The organism is Pseudomonas sp. MYb60, assembly GCF_002979555.1.
GTDB lineage: Bacteria > Pseudomonadota > Gammaproteobacteria > Pseudomonadales > Pseudomonadaceae > Aquipseudomonas.
Window position 1 is genome coordinate 176,596 of sequence record NZ_PCOZ01000004.1, and the last position, 18,379, is coordinate 194,974.

At 56.7% G+C, this 18,379-nt stretch carries 16 protein-coding genes; all 16 read right to left on the reverse strand.

Going from position 1 to position 18,379, the window contains the following annotated elements:
• Nucleotides 1-17: 17 nt before the first annotated feature.
• The 16 genes from CQ041_RS08590 to serC all read right to left on the reverse strand — a co-directional run bounded on the left by CQ041_RS08590 (nucleotide 18) and on the right by serC (nucleotide 18,310).
• The gene (locus CQ041_RS08590) at nucleotides 18-2,012 is read right to left on the reverse strand and encodes a nucleoside-diphosphate sugar epimerase/dehydratase (RefSeq protein ID WP_105522373.1); all 1,995 of its coding nucleotides are present in this window, start codon (nucleotides 2,010-2,012) and stop codon (nucleotides 18-20) included.
• A gap of 91 nt (nucleotides 2,013-2,103) precedes the next feature.
• Complete coding sequence (locus tag CQ041_RS08595; RefSeq protein WP_105522374.1) at nucleotides 2,104-3,120, reverse strand: glycosyltransferase family 4 protein; 1,017 nt, start codon at nucleotides 3,118-3,120, stop codon at nucleotides 2,104-2,106.
• 116 nt (nucleotides 3,121-3,236) lie between these two features.
• Nucleotides 3,237-4,193, reverse strand: coding sequence for an SDR family oxidoreductase (locus CQ041_RS08600; protein ID WP_105522375.1), 957 nt, complete (start codon nucleotides 4,191-4,193; stop codon nucleotides 3,237-3,239).
• Nucleotides 4,190-5,389 carry a glycosyltransferase family 4 protein gene (locus CQ041_RS08605; RefSeq protein WP_105522585.1) on the reverse strand — a complete coding sequence of 400 codons (1,200 nt, stop codon included), beginning with the start codon at nucleotides 5,387-5,389 and terminating at the stop codon, nucleotides 4,190-4,192. The genes CQ041_RS08600 and CQ041_RS08605 overlap by 4 nt, the downstream gene beginning before the upstream one ends.
• A 69-nt stretch (nucleotides 5,390-5,458) precedes the next feature.
• Entirely contained in the window at nucleotides 5,459-6,589 is a 1,131-nt protein-coding gene (wecB, locus tag CQ041_RS08610) for a non-hydrolyzing UDP-N-acetylglucosamine 2-epimerase (protein WP_105522376.1), read from the reverse strand.
• Between the two features lie 56 nt (nucleotides 6,590-6,645).
• On the reverse strand, nucleotides 6,646-7,764 hold the full coding sequence (locus CQ041_RS08615) for a capsular polysaccharide biosynthesis protein CapF (RefSeq protein WP_033902516.1): 1,119 nt from the start codon (nucleotides 7,762-7,764) through the stop codon (nucleotides 6,646-6,648).
• A gap of 3 nt (nucleotides 7,765-7,767) precedes the next feature.
• Complete coding sequence (locus CQ041_RS08620) at nucleotides 7,768-8,802, reverse strand: polysaccharide biosynthesis protein (protein WP_033902517.1); 1,035 nt, start codon at nucleotides 8,800-8,802, stop codon at nucleotides 7,768-7,770.
• 336 nt (nucleotides 8,803-9,138) lie between these two features.
• A complete protein-coding gene (locus tag CQ041_RS08625) occupies nucleotides 9,139-9,369 on the reverse strand; it encodes a lipopolysaccharide assembly protein LapA domain-containing protein (RefSeq protein ID WP_033902518.1) in 231 nt (76 codons plus the stop codon).
• Nucleotides 9,370-9,393: 24 nt separating this feature from the next.
• Complete coding sequence (gene ihfB / locus CQ041_RS08630) at nucleotides 9,394-9,690, reverse strand: integration host factor subunit beta (RefSeq protein WP_003369729.1); 297 nt, start codon at nucleotides 9,688-9,690, stop codon at nucleotides 9,394-9,396.
• 132 nt (nucleotides 9,691-9,822) lie between these two features.
• Nucleotides 9,823-10,107, reverse strand: coding sequence for a hypothetical protein (locus CQ041_RS08635; RefSeq protein ID WP_105522377.1), 285 nt, complete (start codon nucleotides 10,105-10,107; stop codon nucleotides 9,823-9,825).
• Nucleotides 10,108-10,268: 161 nt separating this feature from the next.
• Nucleotides 10,269-11,963 (reverse strand): 30S ribosomal protein S1, encoded by a 1,695-nt coding sequence (gene rpsA / locus CQ041_RS08640; protein ID WP_033902520.1) that lies wholly within the window; start codon nucleotides 11,961-11,963, stop codon nucleotides 10,269-10,271.
• 120 nt (nucleotides 11,964-12,083) lie between these two features.
• Nucleotides 12,084-12,773, reverse strand: a complete 690-nt coding sequence (gene cmk / locus CQ041_RS08645) for a (d)CMP kinase (RefSeq protein ID WP_033902521.1) — start codon at nucleotides 12,771-12,773, stop codon at nucleotides 12,084-12,086.
• Nucleotides 12,770-14,980: a bifunctional prephenate dehydrogenase/3-phosphoshikimate 1-carboxyvinyltransferase gene (locus CQ041_RS08650; protein WP_231501238.1), complete on the reverse strand. Its 2,211-nt coding sequence runs from the start codon at nucleotides 14,978-14,980 to the stop codon at nucleotides 12,770-12,772. The genes cmk and CQ041_RS08650 overlap by 4 nt, the downstream gene beginning before the upstream one ends.
• Nucleotides 14,981-15,008: 28 nt before the next feature.
• Nucleotides 15,009-16,121, reverse strand: coding sequence for a histidinol-phosphate transaminase (hisC, locus tag CQ041_RS08655; protein ID WP_105522379.1), 1,113 nt, complete (start codon nucleotides 16,119-16,121; stop codon nucleotides 15,009-15,011).
• Between the two features lie 9 nt (nucleotides 16,122-16,130).
• Nucleotides 16,131-17,225 (reverse strand): prephenate dehydratase, encoded by a 1,095-nt coding sequence (gene pheA / locus CQ041_RS08660; RefSeq protein ID WP_033902524.1) that lies wholly within the window; start codon nucleotides 17,223-17,225, stop codon nucleotides 16,131-16,133.
• Nucleotides 17,225-18,310 (reverse strand): 3-phosphoserine/phosphohydroxythreonine transaminase, encoded by a 1,086-nt coding sequence (gene serC / locus CQ041_RS08665; RefSeq protein WP_033902831.1) that lies wholly within the window; start codon nucleotides 18,308-18,310, stop codon nucleotides 17,225-17,227. Before serC ends, pheA begins: the two co-directional genes overlap by 1 nt.
• Nucleotides 18,311-18,379: the final 69 nt, after the last annotated feature.

The window sequence follows — 18,379 nt, forward strand, 5'->3', positions numbered from 1 at the left end:
ACAGTTGAAACAAGCATTTATACTTCGCGATGTCTTTGAATGTGCATCCAATCAACGATTTCACCCTCGGGATTATAACCACTTACTGTCCCTTTAAGCAGCTGCCTAACTAGAGGGAAATCCCCTTCATCAACTGCGGCCAATAAGCTCTGCAATCTACTCTTTAAGCTCTCCCATGGTAGAAACTCTTCACTGGCACTCATTATCATTGGGTGTCTAGTGGCGGCCACGTTGTCACCAATTAGTAATTCTTCGTACAATTTTTCCCCTGGGCGGAGGCCGCTAAAATTAATCAGAATATCGCCATGAGGATTTTTTTCAGAACGGATACTCAAACCTGAAAGATGAATCATCTTCTCGGCCAATTCCACGATCTTTACTGGCTCCCCCATGTCAAGTACGAAGACATCACCGCCCTGCCCCATCGACCCTGCTTGGATAACTAATTGGGCCGCTTCAGGAATTGTCATAAAGTAGCGTGTGATATTCGGGTGAGTTACCGTAAGCGGGCCGCCAGCCTGGATCTGCTTGTGAAATAACGGAATAACCGATCCTGAAGAGCCCAGGACGTTGCCAAACCGAACCATCGTGAAGCGGGTTTTATTTACACGCGAAACGTTCGATGCATCGCCGAAGAGAACTGGCGCTAACTCCCTACTCAAGCCCTGCAGTACTAATTCCGCCAGACGCTTCGTGCTACCCATAACATTGGTTGGTCTTACCGCTTTGTCCGTCGAAATAAGAACGAAATTTTCGACTCCTGCCTGCAGGGCTGCCTGCGCTGTATTAAGAGTACCCATCACGTTGTTGAGAATGCCTTCGGCAATGTTGTGCTCCACCATGGGTACATGCTTGTAGGCAGCAGCGTGATAGACCGTATCAACGGACCAGGTCTTCATAATCTCCAGTAGTCGCCCAGGATGTCTAACCGACCCGAGAATGGGAAGTAGCTTAACGCTCAAGACCTCAGCTTGAACGCGTTGCTCAAGTTCAGACAGGATGCAATAGAGGTTGTATTCGCCATGGTCAAATAACAATAAGTGCGTAGGACCGAGTGTCAATATTTGGCGGCAGAGCTCCGAACCAATCGAACCGCCGGCGCCGGTAACTAGCACTACGCGATTCTTGATGCATCGTTCGAGAAGTTCACTTTGGGCTGGAACAGGATCCCTTCCCAGCAGGTCAGCAATATCTACCTCTTGGATATCGTCGACTTTGACCCGACCGCTAGCCAGGTCCATGAAGCCGGGAACACTGCGTACGTGCAACGGGTACTCCTCAAGATACCCCAGTATTTCTCTACGCCGAGCACGCGTTGATGAAGGAATCGCCAATAACAGCTCTTCAGCGCCGGTTTCGTTGATCATGCGTTGAATGTGCTTTGGCTTGTAGACCAACAGGCCTGAAATAACGCGGTCTGTGATACTACTATCGTCATCAATAAATGCCACTGGACGCATCAGCTTGCCAAGGCGCAGTGCTGCCACCAGTTGATTCCCCGCTGCCCCTGCACCGTATATGACCACCTTGGGCAGTCCATCATCACGGTTAGTAAAGGGTACATGCTGTGCAGCTGCGAACCAGTCTCCCAGAAAGTATTGGCGCATTGCTAAGCGCAGCCCCCCAATGATGACCATGCTTAGCCACCAATAATTGAATACGATTGATCGGGGGACCACTGTCTGATGGTTGCTGTACAGATAGACCACCAATGCCAGCAACAACGCAGAAAGGCTGACCGCTTTGATGATGGCGATGAGCGCGTCATTGCCAAAATAACGCATTACAGCTCGATACATGCCGAAATGGATAAAGAGGGGAATAGCAATCACAGGGGCACTGAGGAACAGCCACAGGTGGACAACGAAAGGATTGTTGAGGTCGTCAAATCCCAGCCGCACAACAAACGCCAACCAGAGGGCAGCCCAGACCAACACGATATCGGTAGCGACTTGCAGAAAGCGTTTTTGCCTACGCGGCAAGCCCACCAAACGGGTGCGTAAATTAACCATAAACCCTTTTTATACCTCAGTCCTTTGTACCGCCAGCAAAAAACGGTACCTACCTGTATGTGCAGCGAGATGTCCAAACAATCTCAATTCATTATCCCGCTTTTTCCAACTCACCCGCATGAAACTTAATAGCCAATAGTACCAACGGAGCATAGGCCACAATCAGGGCGGTTAGACCATCGAAGCCCAATCCTACAAAAATACTGATTGGAAGTAGCCAAAACAGATTGATTGCCGTCACAGCCAGCGTAACCGGCAAATGACGTCCGGCCTTTCTAGCCGCGTACTGATAGGCATGGCTGCGGTGTGCTTCGTAGATTTTATCTCCTCGAAGCAGTCGCCGCCCCAGGGTGAAAGTCGCATCGACGATGAAGACGCCTAGCAAGATCAACCACACCCAGAGCAACTCGCTGGCGGCCCAGGCGGCCTGCAAGGAAAGCACGCCCATCACGATGCCGATAAAGCCGCTGCCGGCGTCGCCCATGAAGATGCGCGCTGGCGGGAAATTCCAGTATAGGAAACCGATTACGGCAACCGCCAGGACGACTGGCGGCAAGATGATCTGGTCGTGGCCAGTGAGCCAATACACCAGGCTAGCCCCCAGGCATACACTGACTGCCTCAACACTGGCGATTCCATCTATGCCGTCCATGAAGTTGTAGAGATTGAGTACCCAGACCAAGTACACGGCGGCCAATAAGTGCCCAAGCCAGCCAAGGTCCAGATCAAACCCCATCAATTCAATGGTCGGCAATCCACCCATCCAGAAAAGCGCCCATCCCGCAGAAGAAAAGTGCGCCAAAAGCCGCCAACGCGCGGCCACATGGCCGTGGTCGTCCAGAAAACCGATCAGGGCAATCAATGCGCCACTACCGAGCAACGGCACGGCATCAGACCACTGCATCATCCCGGCGGATGCCAGCAGCGCCAATGCCGCGAGATAGGCGAGCACTACGGAGACGCCCCCTCCCCTTGGCGTGGGCACCGAGTGCGAGCTACGGCCATTGGGTATATCCATCAGGCTACGCGACAGTGCATAGCGCCGTAGCACCCATGTCAGTAAGAACGATGCAATCAGCACCGCGGTGAGCACCACAAAGATGGCCATTAGAGATTTAGTTCCTAAAACAGAATTCGTGCAAACCGCGCTCCGAGCAGCGTCTTGCCAATTCAATAGATAGAATTCGTACAGCCGCTGACGGGTCTTCTGGACCCATCGTCACGTCAAGGCCGCAAAAAATGCTGGGCGGTGTTCGACAAGGCTTGATCAACGCTAACGGGCGCAACCCAGCCAAGCAGTCGTTGGGTTTTGCCGATATCGACCTGCAATGAACCACACAGACGCTGGGACAGCGCCTTGCGTCCCAGCAGTGATGCGCCGGACTGGAGTACCCATGCAGGCACCGGTATCAACCGCGCGGGGACATCCAGAGCGACCGCCATTCTACGCAACAATTGGGTCGTCGAAAGATCCTCTCCGTCACTCACCAGGAAGGTTTCATTGGCAGCCGACGGATGCTCCACACAGGTGACAATGAGGTCCACGAGGTTATCCAAAGCCACCAGACTGCGTTGGTTGTTGATCGCTCCAAAAGGCAAAGGAACGCCTTTGTTCAACCAGCGCATCATGCTGAGAAAATTGGCTTTCACGCCTGGCCCATAGACCAGCGTTGGCCGAATAATGACAACTTCCATGCCGGTTTGAGCAGCTAACAGCCGCAGAGCCTGCTCGGCTTCCATTTTGGAAACGCCATAGGGATCTGCCGGGGCTGGCTCTGCATCTGCCGTGTAGGGCGCGCCCAGGGCTGTACCCTCGCCATTGACCTTGATGGAGCTGACGAATACGAACCGTTTTACCCCCGCCTCAGCGGCCTGCCTGGCGAGCTGCAACGTACCTTCAACATTGACTTTGCGAAATTCGGCCAATGGGTCTGCGCTGGTATCACTCATCACGTGCACACGGGCTGCGCAGTGAATGACGACCGCACATCCGGCGACAGCCTCGTTCCAGTCGGTCAACGCGTCGATTGAATTGACCTGAACCAGCTTTACTTTTTCTGGCACGTCAAGCCAAGCCTTACGCACTGCGATCACGGATTCAAACTGAGAATCCTGTCGCAGCTTCTCCAGCACAGCCCGACCGACAAAGCCTGAAGCGCCGGTCAATAATACTTTTTTCATCGACGATCTCTGCGCCTCAGGGTGGCCTTTCTGAATAGCGCCTCAAGGCGATCAAACAAGGTCACTTTGGAAAAATGCTCAAGATAATAGTCGCGGCCCGAGCGGCCCATTTTTTCGAGTTCTGGCGCCGACAAACCGCCCATGGTACGCACGATGTCTGCCAGCCCCGATGCATCGCCAGAGCCACACGCCATGCCGGCACCCGACTCAACGACAACCCTGGCTGCTTCACCATCAATCATCGCGATAATCGGCTTGCCCGATGCCAGATAAGCCTGAACCTTACCCGGAATGGTCTTTTCGAATACTTCATTGGTTTTGAGCGAAACCAGTAAGGCGTCAGCAACGGCGAAGAGTGCCGGCATTTTTTCCAAAGGATGCCGTCCCAACAAAAGGACATTGTCCAACTGATGCTCCGTTACGTGCGCCTTCAACCAATCACTGGCCCGACCATCGCCGACGATCACCCAGCGCACTGGCAAGTCTGGCTCCAGGGCCTTGGCTGCTTGCAGGATCGCTGGGAAATCCTGAGCCTCTCCGAGATTGCCGGCGAAGACTATAGTAAAGACTGAATCGTCACGCTGGAGCAGGTCAGAAGCGACCCTCACATCACCGGAAAAGTCATCTTCAGCCCAACTGGGGAAGTACACCAGCCGGTCGCTCGATATGGATCGGGTGCAGTACTTTCTGACATTCTCGTCAAAAGAGCGCGATTGCAGCAGCAGATAGTCGGTCCGGTTGTAGATCCAGGACACCATCTTGCCTACGAGCCCAAGCAGTTTCGGATGTTTGACAATACCAACCGCACTCAGTGTTTCAGGCCACAAATCAAGGACCCAGACAAACACCGGCGCCTTCTTTAGACGGCCAATCACGATCGCAGGGATCGCGGCCATGATCGGGGATACGGCGTAGACAAAGATCGAATCGAACGACTGACCACGTAACTTGTAGCTGCCAATCGTCGATGCGCTGGTAAAAAATGAAAGGTAATTCAAGGCCAGCGTGATGCTGCGCTTGCCCCTTGCCAACATCGGAACGCGGATGACGTTCGCGCCCTGATAGTGTGAAAAACGTGCTGGATCCTGCAAAAAGTCTGCATACACCTGCCCTTCCGGGTAGTTGGGCAATCCTGTCAACACAGTCACTTCGTGGCCTTTGGCAACAAAGCCTTCGACCATGTTGTTGATTCGCATGTTCTCTGGCCAAAAATACTGGGTAACTACCAGAATCTTGAGCGGTTTTTCCTGGGCGATGCTATTCAATCAGTATTGCTTCCATACAGTGCGCATGACGTAATCGCGATAGCTGTGGATGATCCTCACAACCTTCTCGGCCACGTTCGGCATGCTGTAATCCGTCACCAGCCGCAGTGTACGTTCTTCACCGACCGCCTGGCTTTCCAGCAGCTCAAGGCCTTGCATGGCACGTTCGACTTCCAGGCCGACCATCATCACTGCCGCCTCTTCCATACCTTCCGGACGCTCGTGCGCTTCACGCAGGTTCAGCGCTGGGAAATTAAGGATGGACGACTCTTCATTGATTGTCCCGCTATCGGACAGCACTGCCTTGGACGTCAACTGAAGCTTGTTGTAATCCTTGAAACCCAGGGGCTTGAGCAACTGCACATTTTTGTGAAACGTCACTCCCATGGCATCTACACGCTTCTGGGTGCGCGGATGCGTTGTCACGATTACCGGGAGATCGTAATGGGCAGCAACGGTATTCAATACGTCGACGAGTTTGAGGAAGTTCTTGTCGGAGTCGATATTCTCTTCACGGTGGGCGCTGACGACAAAGAACTTGCCCGCTTCCAGACCGAGACGCGCCAGTACGTCTGAAGCTTCAATCCCATCACGGTAGTAATTGAGCACCTCAAACATCGGGCTACCGGTCTTGATGACCATGTCCGGCGGCAAGCCTTCACGCAACAGGTAATCACGCGCGATCGTGCTGTAGGTGAGGTTGATGTCTGCCGTATGGTCGACAATGCGGCGATTGATCTCTTCCGGCACGCGCATATCGAAGCAGCGGTTACCAGCCTCCATATGAAAAGTAGGGATCTTGCGACGCTTGGCCGGAATGACTGCCATGCAACTGTTGGTATCACCCAATACCAGCAATGCCTCTGGCTTTTCTTCTTCAAGTACGCGGTCCACAGCAATGATCACATTACCGATGGTTTGCGCCCCGCTGGCACCTGCTGCATTGAGGAAATGATCGGGCTTGCGGATGCCAAGATCCAGAAAGAAGATCTCGTTCAGCTCGTAATCGTAATTCTGCCCGGTATGCACCAGGACATGCTCACAGTGCTTGTCCAGCGCTGCCATGACCCGTGACAAACGGATAATTTCCGGACGAGTGCCTACGACGGTGACCACTTTCAACTTTTTCATTTCAACACTCTTTCCAGAATCATAAGCGTAGGGACTTGCCCCGGTTTGCATCAGGCTCAGGCGTGAGTCCCAACCGGTAATGCAAAAGTATCCGGACGTTCACGATCAAAAATTTCGTTGGCCCACAGCATAACGATCATCTCATCATCACCGACGTTCGTAATATCGTGGGTCCAGCCTGGCACTGTTTCTACAATGCGTGGTTGCTCGCCCTGGGTGAACAACTCGTAGAACTCACCCGACACAATATGGCGGAAGCGGAAGCAGGCATTGCCTTTGATGACCAGGAACTTCTCGGTTTTACTGTGATGGTAATGTCCACCGCGCGTAATTCCAGGATGAGCAGTGAAATAAGAAAACTGCCCACTGTCCTTGGTCTTCAGCATTTCGACAAATACGCCGCGCGGGTCGCCGTACTTCGGGACCTCATAGGTGAACTGCTCGACAGGCAAGTAACTCACGTAAGTCGAATACAGCGCACGCACCAGTCCAGTACCTACCGGCTCGCTGATCAGCGTGGCGCGACTCTCGTGGAATGCGTGCAATTGATCCGCCAACTCCCCCACCGTCACGCGGTACACGGGTCGAACTTCATTGACCGCGTCGATGGACACTCCGGCATCCATCGCCACAATGAAAGATTCGATGACATCATCGATGTAGACCAGGCTGACTTCAGCTTGCCGATCATTAACCTGAATCGGTAATCCCCGCGTGATGTTGTGGCAAAAAGTCGCCACAGCGGAGTTGTAATCGGGCCGTGCCCACTTACCGAACACATTCGGCAAGCGCAGTACATGAACCGTGGAGCCGTGGCTAAGGTGCAAGTCTTCCAATAGCTGCTCGGCAGCCCGCTTGCTGACCCCGTAGGGATTGTCGCGTTCGGCCTGAATCGAGGAGGTATATAAGACGGGTATGGGCTTGCCACTCGCCTTGATCGCGTCACAAAGCGCGGATGTCAGGTCCGTGTTGCCCACCTTGAATTCGTCCTGAGACTGCGGTCGATTGACCCCGGCCAAGTGAAAAACAAAGTCAGTATCGGCCACCATCGAAGGCAATTGGGCGAGGCTGTTTTCCCGGGTAAAGGGCACAACCTGTATATCCTTTCGCTCACTCAAGTGCGCAATCAGGTTTTTGCCAACAAAACCGTTGGCCCCGGTGATCAATACCTTCATGACTCACTCCTCCGGCGTAGCATGTTCGCCACGCTGGATAGCCTGCATGAAATCGAGCTTGAGCAAGAGACGCTGCATGCCAGCCACATCCAACCTTTCGGTGTTATGGGAGTTGTAGTCTTCAGTTCGAGAGATTTTTTCTTCGCCCAGCTCCACGAACTTGGAGTAGTTCAGGTCGCGCAAATCTGGAGGCACACGGTAGTAGTCACCCTTGTCTTCGGCGCACGCCATCTCTTCACGACTGAGGAGTGCTTCAAACAGCTTCTCACCGTGTCGAGTGCCGATGACTTGTATCGGATGCTCAGGCTTGCCAACCATCGCGGTGAGTGCCTTGGCGAGGATCTCGACTGTAGCCGCCGGCGCTTTTTGCACGAAGAGATCGCCATTGCGACCGTGCTCGAAGGCATACAACACCAGGTCCACGGCATCCGCGAGTGTCATCATGAAACGCGTCATGTTCGGGTCGGTCAGGGTCAATGCCTGATCCGCTCGAATCTGCTCGATAAACAAAGGAATCACAGAACCACGGGAAGCCATGACGTTACCGTAGCGAGTACCGCAGATGACGGTTTTTTCGTCATCCACATTGCGGGACTTGGCAACCATCACCTTTTCCATCATCGCCTTGGATATGCCCATGGCATTGATAGGGTAGACCGCCTTGTCGGTGCTCAGGCATACCACACGCTTAACGGTGTTCTGAATGGCGGCTTCGAGCACATTCTCAGTGCCGATGATATTGGTCTTGACCGCTTCCATCGGGTGAAACTCACAGGAAGGAACCTGCTTGAGCGCTGCGGCGTGAAAAATATAGTCAACACCGCGGGTGGCGTTAAGGACACTTTGATAGTCGCGAACATCGCCAATATAGAATTTCAGCTTGGGGTTGGCGTAACGCTTGCGCATATCATCTTGCTTCTTCTCATCTCGACTGAAGATGCGAATTTCAGCAATATCACTGTCGAGGAAGCGTTTAAGAACCGCATTACCGAAAGAGCCGGTACCGCCAGTGATAAGAAGCGTTTTTCCGCTAAACATAATAGGTCCTAGAGCAACCCGCACAGCACGACAAGCTTTTAGCCGGCCACTCACCTCAAAACCTGCTGACCAACATAACCTACTCGCCCCCGGCATTGGCTCGGAGGTCGAGAGGCTCAAGGAAAACGTCGAAGCTGGCTGGCATGCAGGCTGAAAAATCAGCTATGTGTGGTGCAGTTAAAGATGAAGGGGTTGAAATTGATCACTATTTTAAGCCCTGCACCCTCAAAGTCAAAAGCGATCACGGATACGTGACGTCCAGCCACCTGCCACAGGGCGACTGATATCTGAATCCCCCAGGCAAGACGGGGGAGCGCTGGCAGCGCTTGGCAACGGCTAGCTCTTCAAACCCGAACGATTACGCCCGAGCAACAGGCTCAATGCAGGCCCGACAGCCAAACCAGCGATCAACGCCAGTGTCACGAACACTGATACTGGAAACTCAGCCGTGGTCCAGCCGAGAAAAGATAATGACGCGGCTTGTTGGTTCTCCAGCACAAAGGCCACTACAACCAGAGCCAATAACAGGACGAACACTGCCAATAAAACGCGCTTGAATCTAAGCATGATCTTCTCCGAGGCGAAATTGAATCAAAGCCCCTCTTCTTCATCCTCATTCACCCGATCCCGCAATTCCTTCCCCGGCTTGAAATGAGGGACGAATTTGCCATCGAGGCTCACCGATTGCCCGGTCTTCGGGTTACGGCCCACGCGGGGTGCGCGGTAGTGGAGGGAGAAGCTGCCGAACCCGCGGATCTCAATGCGATCTCCGGTGGCCAGGCATTGGGACATTTGTTCGAGCATGGTCTTGATGGCCAGCTCTACATCCTTGGATGAAAGCAGCCCTTGATGGGTGACAATTCGTTCGATCAACTCCGACTTCGTCATATTTTTCCCTTCTTTTTCAAGCAGCTAGGAAAAGCGCTTCGAAGGTTTTAGCATGACTTGATGTATTTGAACAGCCCAGTCGGTAACTTATCCGCAGGATAAATGGCGAACTGCTATAGGGCGTTTGCCGCCTCAATTACAGATCACCAACATCGTGCGGGTTACGGCGCCGGCGGGGTTCCAGCCGAAGAGGTAATCGCCCTCTTCGTCCTTGGCATCGCTGGACCGGGTGATCACCTTGTAGCCCTGCATCTTGCATTCACGGGCGGCGCGGCTCTCACACTTGTCCCAGTGATTGCCCAGGCCCGAACAATCGATCTCGATGCCGCTGACGCCGCGTCGAGCATGGGTCTTGGCGCTGGTGGTGCTACAACCTGCGAGCATCACCACTACGAGCATTACGATCAGCCTGTTCATTCAGATCCTTATTGAAGCAACAACACGAGAACCATTTTTCTAAAGACTATAGTCAGTTCTGACCCTTCAAGGGCCACGATGGTTCTGAGGGGTTGATTCAACGAATTTCAGGCACAAAAAAGGGCGACCGAAGTCGCCCTTTTTCTATGGTCTGACAGAACTTAGTTCTGTTTTTCCATTTGTGCACGCAGCAGGTCGCCCAGAGTGGTAGGACCAGCAGCAATGTCAGAGGTCGCTGGCTTGTCGCGCAGGCTCTGGATTGCTTCTTTCTCTTCAGCATCGTCTTTCGACTTGATGGAGAGCTGGATTACGCGGCTCTTGCGGTCAACGCTGATGATCTTGGCTTCTACTTCTTCGCCTTCTTTCAGAACGTTGCGCGCGTCTTCAACGCGGTCACGGCTGATCTCGGAGGCTTTCAGAGTCGCTTCGATATCGTCGGCCAGAGTGATGATGGCGCCTTTAGCGTCAACTTCTTTCACGATGCCCTTAACGATTGCGCCTTTGTCGTTGTCCTGAACGTATTCAGAGAACGGGTCGCTTTCCAGTTGCTTGATACCCAGGGAGATACGCTCGCGCTCTGGGTCAACCGACAGGATAACGGTGTCCAGCTCGTCGCCCTTCTTGAAACGACGAACAGCTTCTTCGCCCACTTCGTTCCAGGAGATGTCGGACAGGTGAACCAGGCCGTCGATGCCGCCGTCCAGACCAATGAAGATACCGAAATCGGTGATCGACTTGATGGTGCCGGAGATTTTATCGCCCTTGTTGAACTGGCCAGAGAAATCTTCCCATGGGTTAGATTTGCACTGCTTGATGCCCAGGGAGATACGACGACGCTCTTCGTCGATGTCCAGAACCATAACTTCCACTTCGTCGCCGACTTGTACGACTTTCGAAGGGTGGATGTTTTTGTTGGTCCAGTCCATTTCGGAAACGTGTACCAGGCCTTCCACGCCCTCTTCCAGCTCAGCGAAGCAGCCGTAGTCGGTCAGGTTGGTAACACGCGCGGTTACGCGAGTGCTTTCTGGGTAACGGGCTTTGATAGCAACCCATGGATCTTCACCCAGTTGCTTCAGGCCCAGGGAAACACGGTTGCGCTCGCGATCGTATTTCAGAACCTTGACATCGATCTCGTCGCCAACGTTGACGATTTCGGAAGGATGCTTGATACGCTTCCAAGCCATGTCGGTAATGTGCAGCAGGCCATCGACGCCACCCAGATCGACGAATGCGCCGTAATCGGTGAGGTTCTTGACGATACCTTTGACTTGTTGGCCTTCCTGCAGGGATTCCAGCAGAGCTTCACGCTCGGCGGAGTTCTCTGCTTCCAGGACGCTGCGACGGGAAACGACAACGTTGTTGCGCTTCTGGTCGAGTTTGATGACCTTGAATTCGAGTTCTTTGCCTTCCAGGTGCGTGGTGTCGCGCACAGGACGAACGTCGACCAAAGAACCTGGCAGGAACGCACGGATGCCGTTAACGTCGACAGTGAAGCCGCCTTTAACCTTACCGTTGATAACGCCCTTGACCACTTCTTCAGCTGCGAAGGCTGCTTCGAGAACAATCCAGCATTCAGCGCGCTTGGCTTTTTCACGGGACAGCTTGGTTTCACCGAAACCGTCTTCAACCGAGTCCAGAGCAACGTGAACTTCGTCACCGACATTGATAGTCAGGTCACCAGCATCGTTGTAGAACTGTTCCAGCGGGATCAGAGCTTCAGACTTCAGACCAGCGTGAACGGTTACCCAGCGAGCTTGGTAATCGATATCAACGATAACACCGGTGATGATGGAGCCTGCCTGAAGGTTCAGGGTTTTTAGGCTTTCTTCAAAGAGTTCCGCAAAGCTTTCGCTCATTTTAATTCCTGTTGATAAGGGCGAAGAATACGCCCATCTCCACACCCCAGACGGTGTGGGTCAATTTCAGTTAAAAGAAGCCACCGCAGGACTATGACTGGTCCCCTGCGGCCTTCTTGATCATCCGGCGATATCGCGGATGGCGATTTCGCTCAAGATGCGTTCCAGCACCTGCTCGATGGACAACTCCGTGGAATCCAGCTGTATGGCATCAGCCGCCGGCTTGAGCGGGGCTACTGCGCGCTGGGTATCACGCTCATCGCGTGCACGGATCTCATCTAGCAGACTCGACAGACTAACACCATCCACTTTGCCCTTCAACTGCAAGTAACGGCGGCGAGCACGCTCCTCGGCGCTGGCGGTCAGGAAAATCTTCAGCGGCGCCTCGGGAAACACTACGGTTCCCATGTCGCGGCCGTCAGCCACCAGGCCCGGCGGCTCCTGGAAAGCCCGCTGGCGCAGCAGCAATGCGTCACGCACCGCCGGCAGCGCGGCAACCTGGGATGCCCAGGACCCGACTTGTTCGTTGCGCAAGTCATCGGTCACGTCATCGCCTTCAAGGATGATGCGCTGGGGATGACCTTCCGTCGCGCCGACGAACTGCACATCCAGATGCGCCGCCAGCAGCTTCAGGGATTCTTCGTTGGTCAGGTCGACGCCGTGGTTGCGTGCGGCAAACGCCAGCAGGCGGTACAGCGCGCCGGAGTCCAGCAGACACCAGCCCAGGCGCTTGGCCAGGATGCCGGCGATCGTGCCTTTGCCCGAGCCGCTTGGCCCGTCGATGGTAATCACCGGTGCTTTGATATTCACAATTGAGCCTCTTGGGCAACACGGATGCCGACTTGGGCACACAGTGTAAGAAAGTTCGGAAAAGACGTAGCTACATTGGCGCAGTCACGGATACGAATCGGCGCCGCCGCCCGTAGGGAAGCCACGCTGAACGCCATGGCAATCCGATGATCGCCATGGGCATGGACGTCGCCACCTCCCATCGGCCCGCCGTCAATGATAATCCCATCGGGGGTCGGTTCACACTTCACGCCCAGGGCCAGCAGACCGTCGGCCATGACCTGGATCCGGTCGGACTCTTTCACGCGCAGCTCTTCGGCCCCCCGCAGGACGGTTCGCCCCTCGGCACAGGCCGCCGCAACGAACAGCACCGGAAACTCGTCGATCGCCAACGGCACCAGCGCTTCAGGGATCTCGATACCCTTCAACACCGCAGCACGCACGCGCAGGTCAGCGACCGGCTCACCGCCCACTTCACGCGGGTTTTCCAGGGTGATATCGGCGCCCATCAGCCGCAGGATATCGATCACCCCGGTGCGCGTCGGGTTGATCCCGACATGCTCGAGCAGCAGTTCGGAGCCCTCGGCGATCGAAGCGGCCACCAGGAAAAACGCCGAGGAAGAAATATCCCCCGGCACTTCAATGTGGGTCGCCGTCAGCGCATGACCGGACTCCACCGACGCTGTCGCGCCCTCCACCGCCACTGGATAGCCAAACCCACGCAACATGCGCTCGGTATGGTCGCGGGTTGGCGCAGGCTCGGTCACCGAGGTTTTGCCCTCAGCGTACAATCCAGCCAGCAGCAGGCAGGATTTGACCTGGGCACTCGCCATCGGCATCGCGTAAGCAAGGCCTTTCAATGCCTGGCCGCCTCGAATGGTCAGCGGCGGACGCCCCTCGGCGCCGGTTTCGATCACCGCACCCATCTCCCGCAAGGGCTTGGCCACGCGGCTCATCGGACGCTTGGACAGCGACGCATCGCCGGTCAATACGCTGTCAAAGCGCTGCGCCGCCAGCAACCCGGACAACAGGCGCATGGAGGTACCGGAGTTACCAAGGTAAATCGGCCCCGGCGCGGCCTTCAAGCCGTGCAGCCCGACACCGTGAATGGTCACGCGCCCGTGATGCGGGCCTTCGATCACCACGCCCATGTCGCGAAACGCCTGCAAGGTCGCCAGCGCATCCTCGCCTTCGAGAAACCCTTCGATCTCGGTCACGCCCTCGGCCAACGACCCCAGCATGATCGAGCGATGGGAGATCGACTTGTCGCCGGGCATCCGCAGGCTGCCGCTCAAGCGGCCGCCCGGGCTGGCGAGAAAGGTCAACTCATCGGCATCCACAGCGGTTTCCATGTAGGCCCGGCGCGCCAGGATCTTGCTGAAATGTTCACGCGCCACCCGCGCACGGGTGAACACGCCCAGCAATTGATGACCATCCCCGGCGTCCACCGCATCGCGCAGGGCGTCGAGGTCGCTGCGAAAAGTGTCCAGGGTGCGCAACACCGCCTCGCGATTGGCGAGGAAGATGTCGTGCCACATCACCGGGTCGCTGCCGGCAATCCGCGTGAAATCACGGAAGCCACCGGCGGCGTAGCGGAAAATATCGAGATTCTCGTTGCGCTTGGCCAAGGAATCCACCAAGCCAAAGGCCAGCAAATGCGGCAAATGACTGGTCGCCGCCAACACTTCGTCGTGGCGCTCGACCTGCATGTGCTCGACATCCGCGCCCAACTCGCGCCAGAGGCGATCCACCACCGCCAGCGCGGCCGGGTCGGTCTGCTCCAGCGGCGTCAAAATCACTTTATGGCGACGGAACAGTTGCGCATTGGACGCTTCCACGCCGCTCTGCTCGGAACCGGCAATCGGGTGCCCCGGCACGAAACGCGCCGGCATGCCGCCGAAAGCCAGTTGCGCGGCGCGCACCACATTGCCCTTGGCACTGCCGACATCCGTGAGGATTGCCCGACCCAGATCCATCCCGGCCAGCAACGCCAGCAACTTCTCCATGGCCAGGATCGGCACGGCGAGCTGGATCACATCGGCGCCCTGGCACGCGAGCGCCAGGTCTGCCTCGCAACGATCGACGACGCCCAGCTCAACGGCCAGCTGGCGCGACTGCGGATCCAGGTCCACGCCGACCACTTCACCACAGAGCCCGCTTTCACGCAGGCCCTTGGCGAAGGAGCCGCCGATCAACCCCAGGCCGACCACCACCAGGCGACCGATCATAGGCACAGCAGGTTGCAATGCAGTGACATCAACCACGAGCCAGAACCTTGGCCAACGCCTCCAGGAAGCGGGCGTTTTCAGCCGGCAGACCGATGGTGATGCGCAAGTGATTAGGCATGCCGTAGTTGGCCACCGGGCGCACGATCACACCCTCGCTCAGCAGGCCCTGAAACACCGGCGCTGCCACTTGGCCAAGGTCGACGCACATGAAGTTGCCCTTGGAAGGAATCCAGTCCAGGCCCAACGCGCGGAAGCCCTCTTGCAGCTGCTGCATGCCGCTTTCGTTGATCCGACGGCTCTCGGCGAGGTAGTCGGCGTCCTGTACCGCCGCACACGCCGCCGCCAGGGCGAGGCTGTTGACGTTGAAGGGTTGGCGCACGCGGTTCAGTACATCCGCGACGACGGCAGTGGACAGGCCGTAGCCTACCCGCAGCGACGCCAGTCCATACGCCTTGGAGAAGGTGCGCGACACCAGCAGGTTCGGGTAGGCCGCGAGGAAGTCCAGGCCGTCCGGCAGGTCGCTGCCTTCGGCGTACTCGATGTAGGCCTCGTCGAGCACGACCAGCACGTGCTCGGGTACGTCCTGCAGGAAGTCATTCAACGCCTGGGCATCGAACCAGGTACCGGTGGGGTTGTTCGGGTTGGCGATAAACACCACACGCGTGTGCGCATCGATGGCGGCCAGCATGGCCGGCAGGTCGTGACCCCAGGCCTTGGCCGGAATGACGCGCGCATCGGCACCCACCACCTGAGTGACGATGGGGTAGACCGCAAACGCATGCTCGCTGAACACCGCGTTCAAGCCCGGCGCCAGGTAGGCACGCCCCACCAGCTCAAGAATGTCGTTGGAGCCGTTGCCCAGGGTGACCTGGTTCATCTCGACGCGGCATTGCTGCGCCAGCAAGGATTTGAGCGCAAAACCATTGCCATCGGGATAACGGGTCAGCTCGGCCAGCTCATCACGAATCGCCGCCAGCACCTTCGGGCTCGGGCCCAGCGGGTTCTCGTTGCTGGCCAGCTTGACGATCTTCGCCGGGTCCAGGTTCAACTCACGCGCCAACTCATCCACAGGCTTGCCCGGGACGTAAGGCGACAGTTGTTGTACGCCCGGCTGCGCCAGGGCGAGGAAGTTGCCACTCATGTTAACGCCTCACAAAACCGCTTTCGGGTAGGAGCCCAGCACCTTGAGTGCCACGGCTTCCTGACTGATCTGCTCCAACACGCCCTTGACCAGCGGGTCGCGGTGATGGCCGACGAAATCGATAAAGAACACGTAGGTCCATTTACCGCTGCGCGAAGGACGGGTCTCGATGCGCGTCAGGTCAATCCCGTTGTCGTGGAACGGCACCAGCAGCTCATGCAGCGCGCCGGGCTTGTTGCTCATGGAGACGATGATCGAGGTCTTGTCGTCGCCGGTCGGCGGTACTTCCTGGTTGCCGATCATCAGGAAGCGCGTGGAGTTGTCCGGGCGGTCCTCGATTTTCTCGGCCAGGCGCGTCAGGCCGTACAGGCTTGCCGACATGTCCCCGGCGATGGCCGCCGAGTTCCACTCACCCTTGACCCGCTTGGCCGCCTCGGCGTTGCTGGACACCGCCACGCGCTCGACATTCGGGTAGTGGGCGTCCAGCCACTTGCGGCACTGGGCCAGGGACTGGGCGTGGGAATAAATACGGCTGATGCTGTCGGTCTTGGTGTTCTCGCCCACCAGCAGGTGGTGGTGGATACGCAGCTCGACTTCGCCGCAGATCACCATGTCGTGTTCCAGGAAGCTGTCCAGGGTGTGGTTGACCGCACCTTCGGTGGAGTTTTCCACCGGCACCACGCCAAAGTTCACCGCACCGGCCGCCACTTCGCGGAACACTTCGTCGATGGCCGCCATCGGCTTGCTGATCACAGCGTGACCAAAGTGCTTCATGGCCGCGGCCTGGGTGAAGGTGCCTTCAGGGCCGAGGTACGCCACTTTCAGCGGCTGCTCGAGGGCCAGGCACGAGGACATGATTTCGCGGAACAACCGCGCCATCTCTTCGTTGCCCAATGGGCCCTTGTTGCGCTCCATCACACGCTTGAGCACCTGGGCTTCACGCTCTGGGCGGTAGAACACCGGCACCTCGCCTTCCGCCAGGGACGCCATCTTCACCCGGGCCACTTCCTGGGCACACCGCGCACGCTCGCTGATCAGCTCCAGGACTTTTTCGTCCAGGCTGTCAATGCGTACACGCAGGGCCTTGAGTTCTTGCTCAGACATTAGCCGTGTTCCTTTTCAAACGCTGCCATGTAGGCCACCAGCGCGTTGATCGCGTTGATGTCCACAGCGTTGTAGATGGAGGCGCGCATGCCGCCGACCGAACGGTGGCCCTTGAGGTTCAGCAGGCCACGCTCTTCGGCACCGGCCAGGAATGGCTTGTCCAGACGATCATCAGCCAGGCGGAACGGCACGTTCATCCACGAACGGTCGGTGAGGTTGATCGGGTTGCTGTACAGGCCGCTGGCGTCGATGAAGTCGTACAGGGTGCGCTTCTTCTCTTCATTCAGCTTGCCCATCGCTGCCACGCCGCCCTGCTCTTTCAGCCACTCGAAGACCAGGCCGGACAGGTACCAGGCGAACGCCGGCGGGGTGTTGTACATCGAGCCGTTATCGGCCGCGACCTTGTAGTTGAGCATGGTCGGGCACAGCGAACGGGCGCGGCCCAGCAGGTCTTCGCGGATGATGTTGACCAGGATGCCGCTCGGGCCGATGTTCTTCTGCGCGCCGGCGTAGATCATGCCGTACCTGGACACGTCGATCGGGCGCGAGAGGATGTCCGAGGACATGTCGCAAACCAGCGGGACATCGCCCACTTCCGGTACCCAGTCGAATTCCAGGCCGCCGATGGTTTCGTTGGCCACGTAGTGAACGTAGGCAGCGTCCTTCGACAGCTTCCACTCGTTCTGACCCGGGATGGCGAAGTAGTCGTAGGGCTTGGCGGTACCGGCCACGTTGATGTTGCCGTAACGGGAAGCTTCTTCGATGGCCTTCTGGCCCCAGATGCCGGTGTCGATGTAATCGGCGGTGCCATTCTCCGGCAACAGGTTCAGCGGCAGTTGGGCGAACTGCTGGCTGGCGCCACCTTGCAGGAACAGCACTTTGTAGTTGGAGGGGATGTCCAGCAAGTCGCGCAGATCCTGCTCGGCCTTGTCGGCAATGGACACGAACTCATCGCTGCGATGGCTCATTTCCATCACGGAGAGGCCTTTTCCATGCCAGTCGAGGAGTTCACCCTGCGCACGCTGCAGGACTGCTTCAGGAAGCGCCGCGGGACCGGCACAGAAGTTATAGGCTCTCTTGCTCACATCCAATCTCACTCTAGATCTGGTGGGGTGGTGCAATAAACAGGTGTTTCGATACTTTCAGAAGGGACA

What these genes read in the sequence shown, in the direction of transcription:
- CQ041_RS08590 (WP_105522373.1), bottom strand. Translation starts at nt 2,012, where the DNA reads ATGGTTAATTTACGCACCCGTTTGGTGGGCTTGCCGCGTAGGCAAAAA.
- CQ041_RS08595 (WP_105522374.1), bottom strand. Translation starts at nt 3,120, where the DNA reads ATGGCCATCTTTGTGGTGCTCACCGCGGTGCTGATTGCATCGTTCTTA.
- CQ041_RS08600 (WP_105522375.1), bottom strand. Translation starts at nt 4,193, where the DNA reads ATGAAAAAAGTATTATTGACCGGCGCTTCAGGCTTTGTCGGTCGGGCT.
- CQ041_RS08605 (WP_105522585.1), bottom strand. Translation starts at nt 5,389, where the DNA reads ATGCGAATCAACAACATGGTCGAAGGCTTTGTTGCCAAAGGCCACGAA.
- wecB (WP_105522376.1), bottom strand. Translation starts at nt 6,589, where the DNA reads ATGAAAAAGTTGAAAGTGGTCACCGTCGTAGGCACTCGTCCGGAAATT.
- CQ041_RS08615 (WP_033902516.1), bottom strand. Translation starts at nt 7,764, where the DNA reads ATGAAGGTATTGATCACCGGGGCCAACGGTTTTGTTGGCAAAAACCTG.
- CQ041_RS08620 (WP_033902517.1), bottom strand. Translation starts at nt 8,802, where the DNA reads ATGTTTAGCGGAAAAACGCTTCTTATCACTGGCGGTACCGGCTCTTTC.
- CQ041_RS08625 (WP_033902518.1), bottom strand. Translation starts at nt 9,369, where the DNA reads ATGCTTAGATTCAAGCGCGTTTTATTGGCAGTGTTCGTCCTGTTATTG.
- ihfB (WP_003369729.1), bottom strand. Translation starts at nt 9,690, where the DNA reads ATGACGAAGTCGGAGTTGATCGAACGAATTGTCACCCATCAAGGGCTG.
- CQ041_RS08635 (WP_105522377.1), bottom strand. Translation starts at nt 10,107, where the DNA reads ATGAACAGGCTGATCGTAATGCTCGTAGTGGTGATGCTCGCAGGTTGT.
- rpsA (WP_033902520.1), bottom strand. Translation starts at nt 11,963, where the DNA reads ATGAGCGAAAGCTTTGCGGAACTCTTTGAAGAAAGCCTAAAAACCCTG.
- CQ041_RS08650 (WP_231501238.1), bottom strand. Translation starts at nt 14,980, where the DNA reads ATGATCGGTCGCCTGGTGGTGGTCGGCCTGGGGTTGATCGGCGGCTCC.
- hisC (WP_105522379.1), bottom strand. Translation starts at nt 16,121, where the DNA reads ATGAGTGGCAACTTCCTCGCCCTGGCGCAGCCGGGCGTACAACAACTG.
- pheA (WP_033902524.1), bottom strand. Translation starts at nt 17,225, where the DNA reads ATGTCTGAGCAAGAACTCAAGGCCCTGCGTGTACGCATTGACAGCCTG.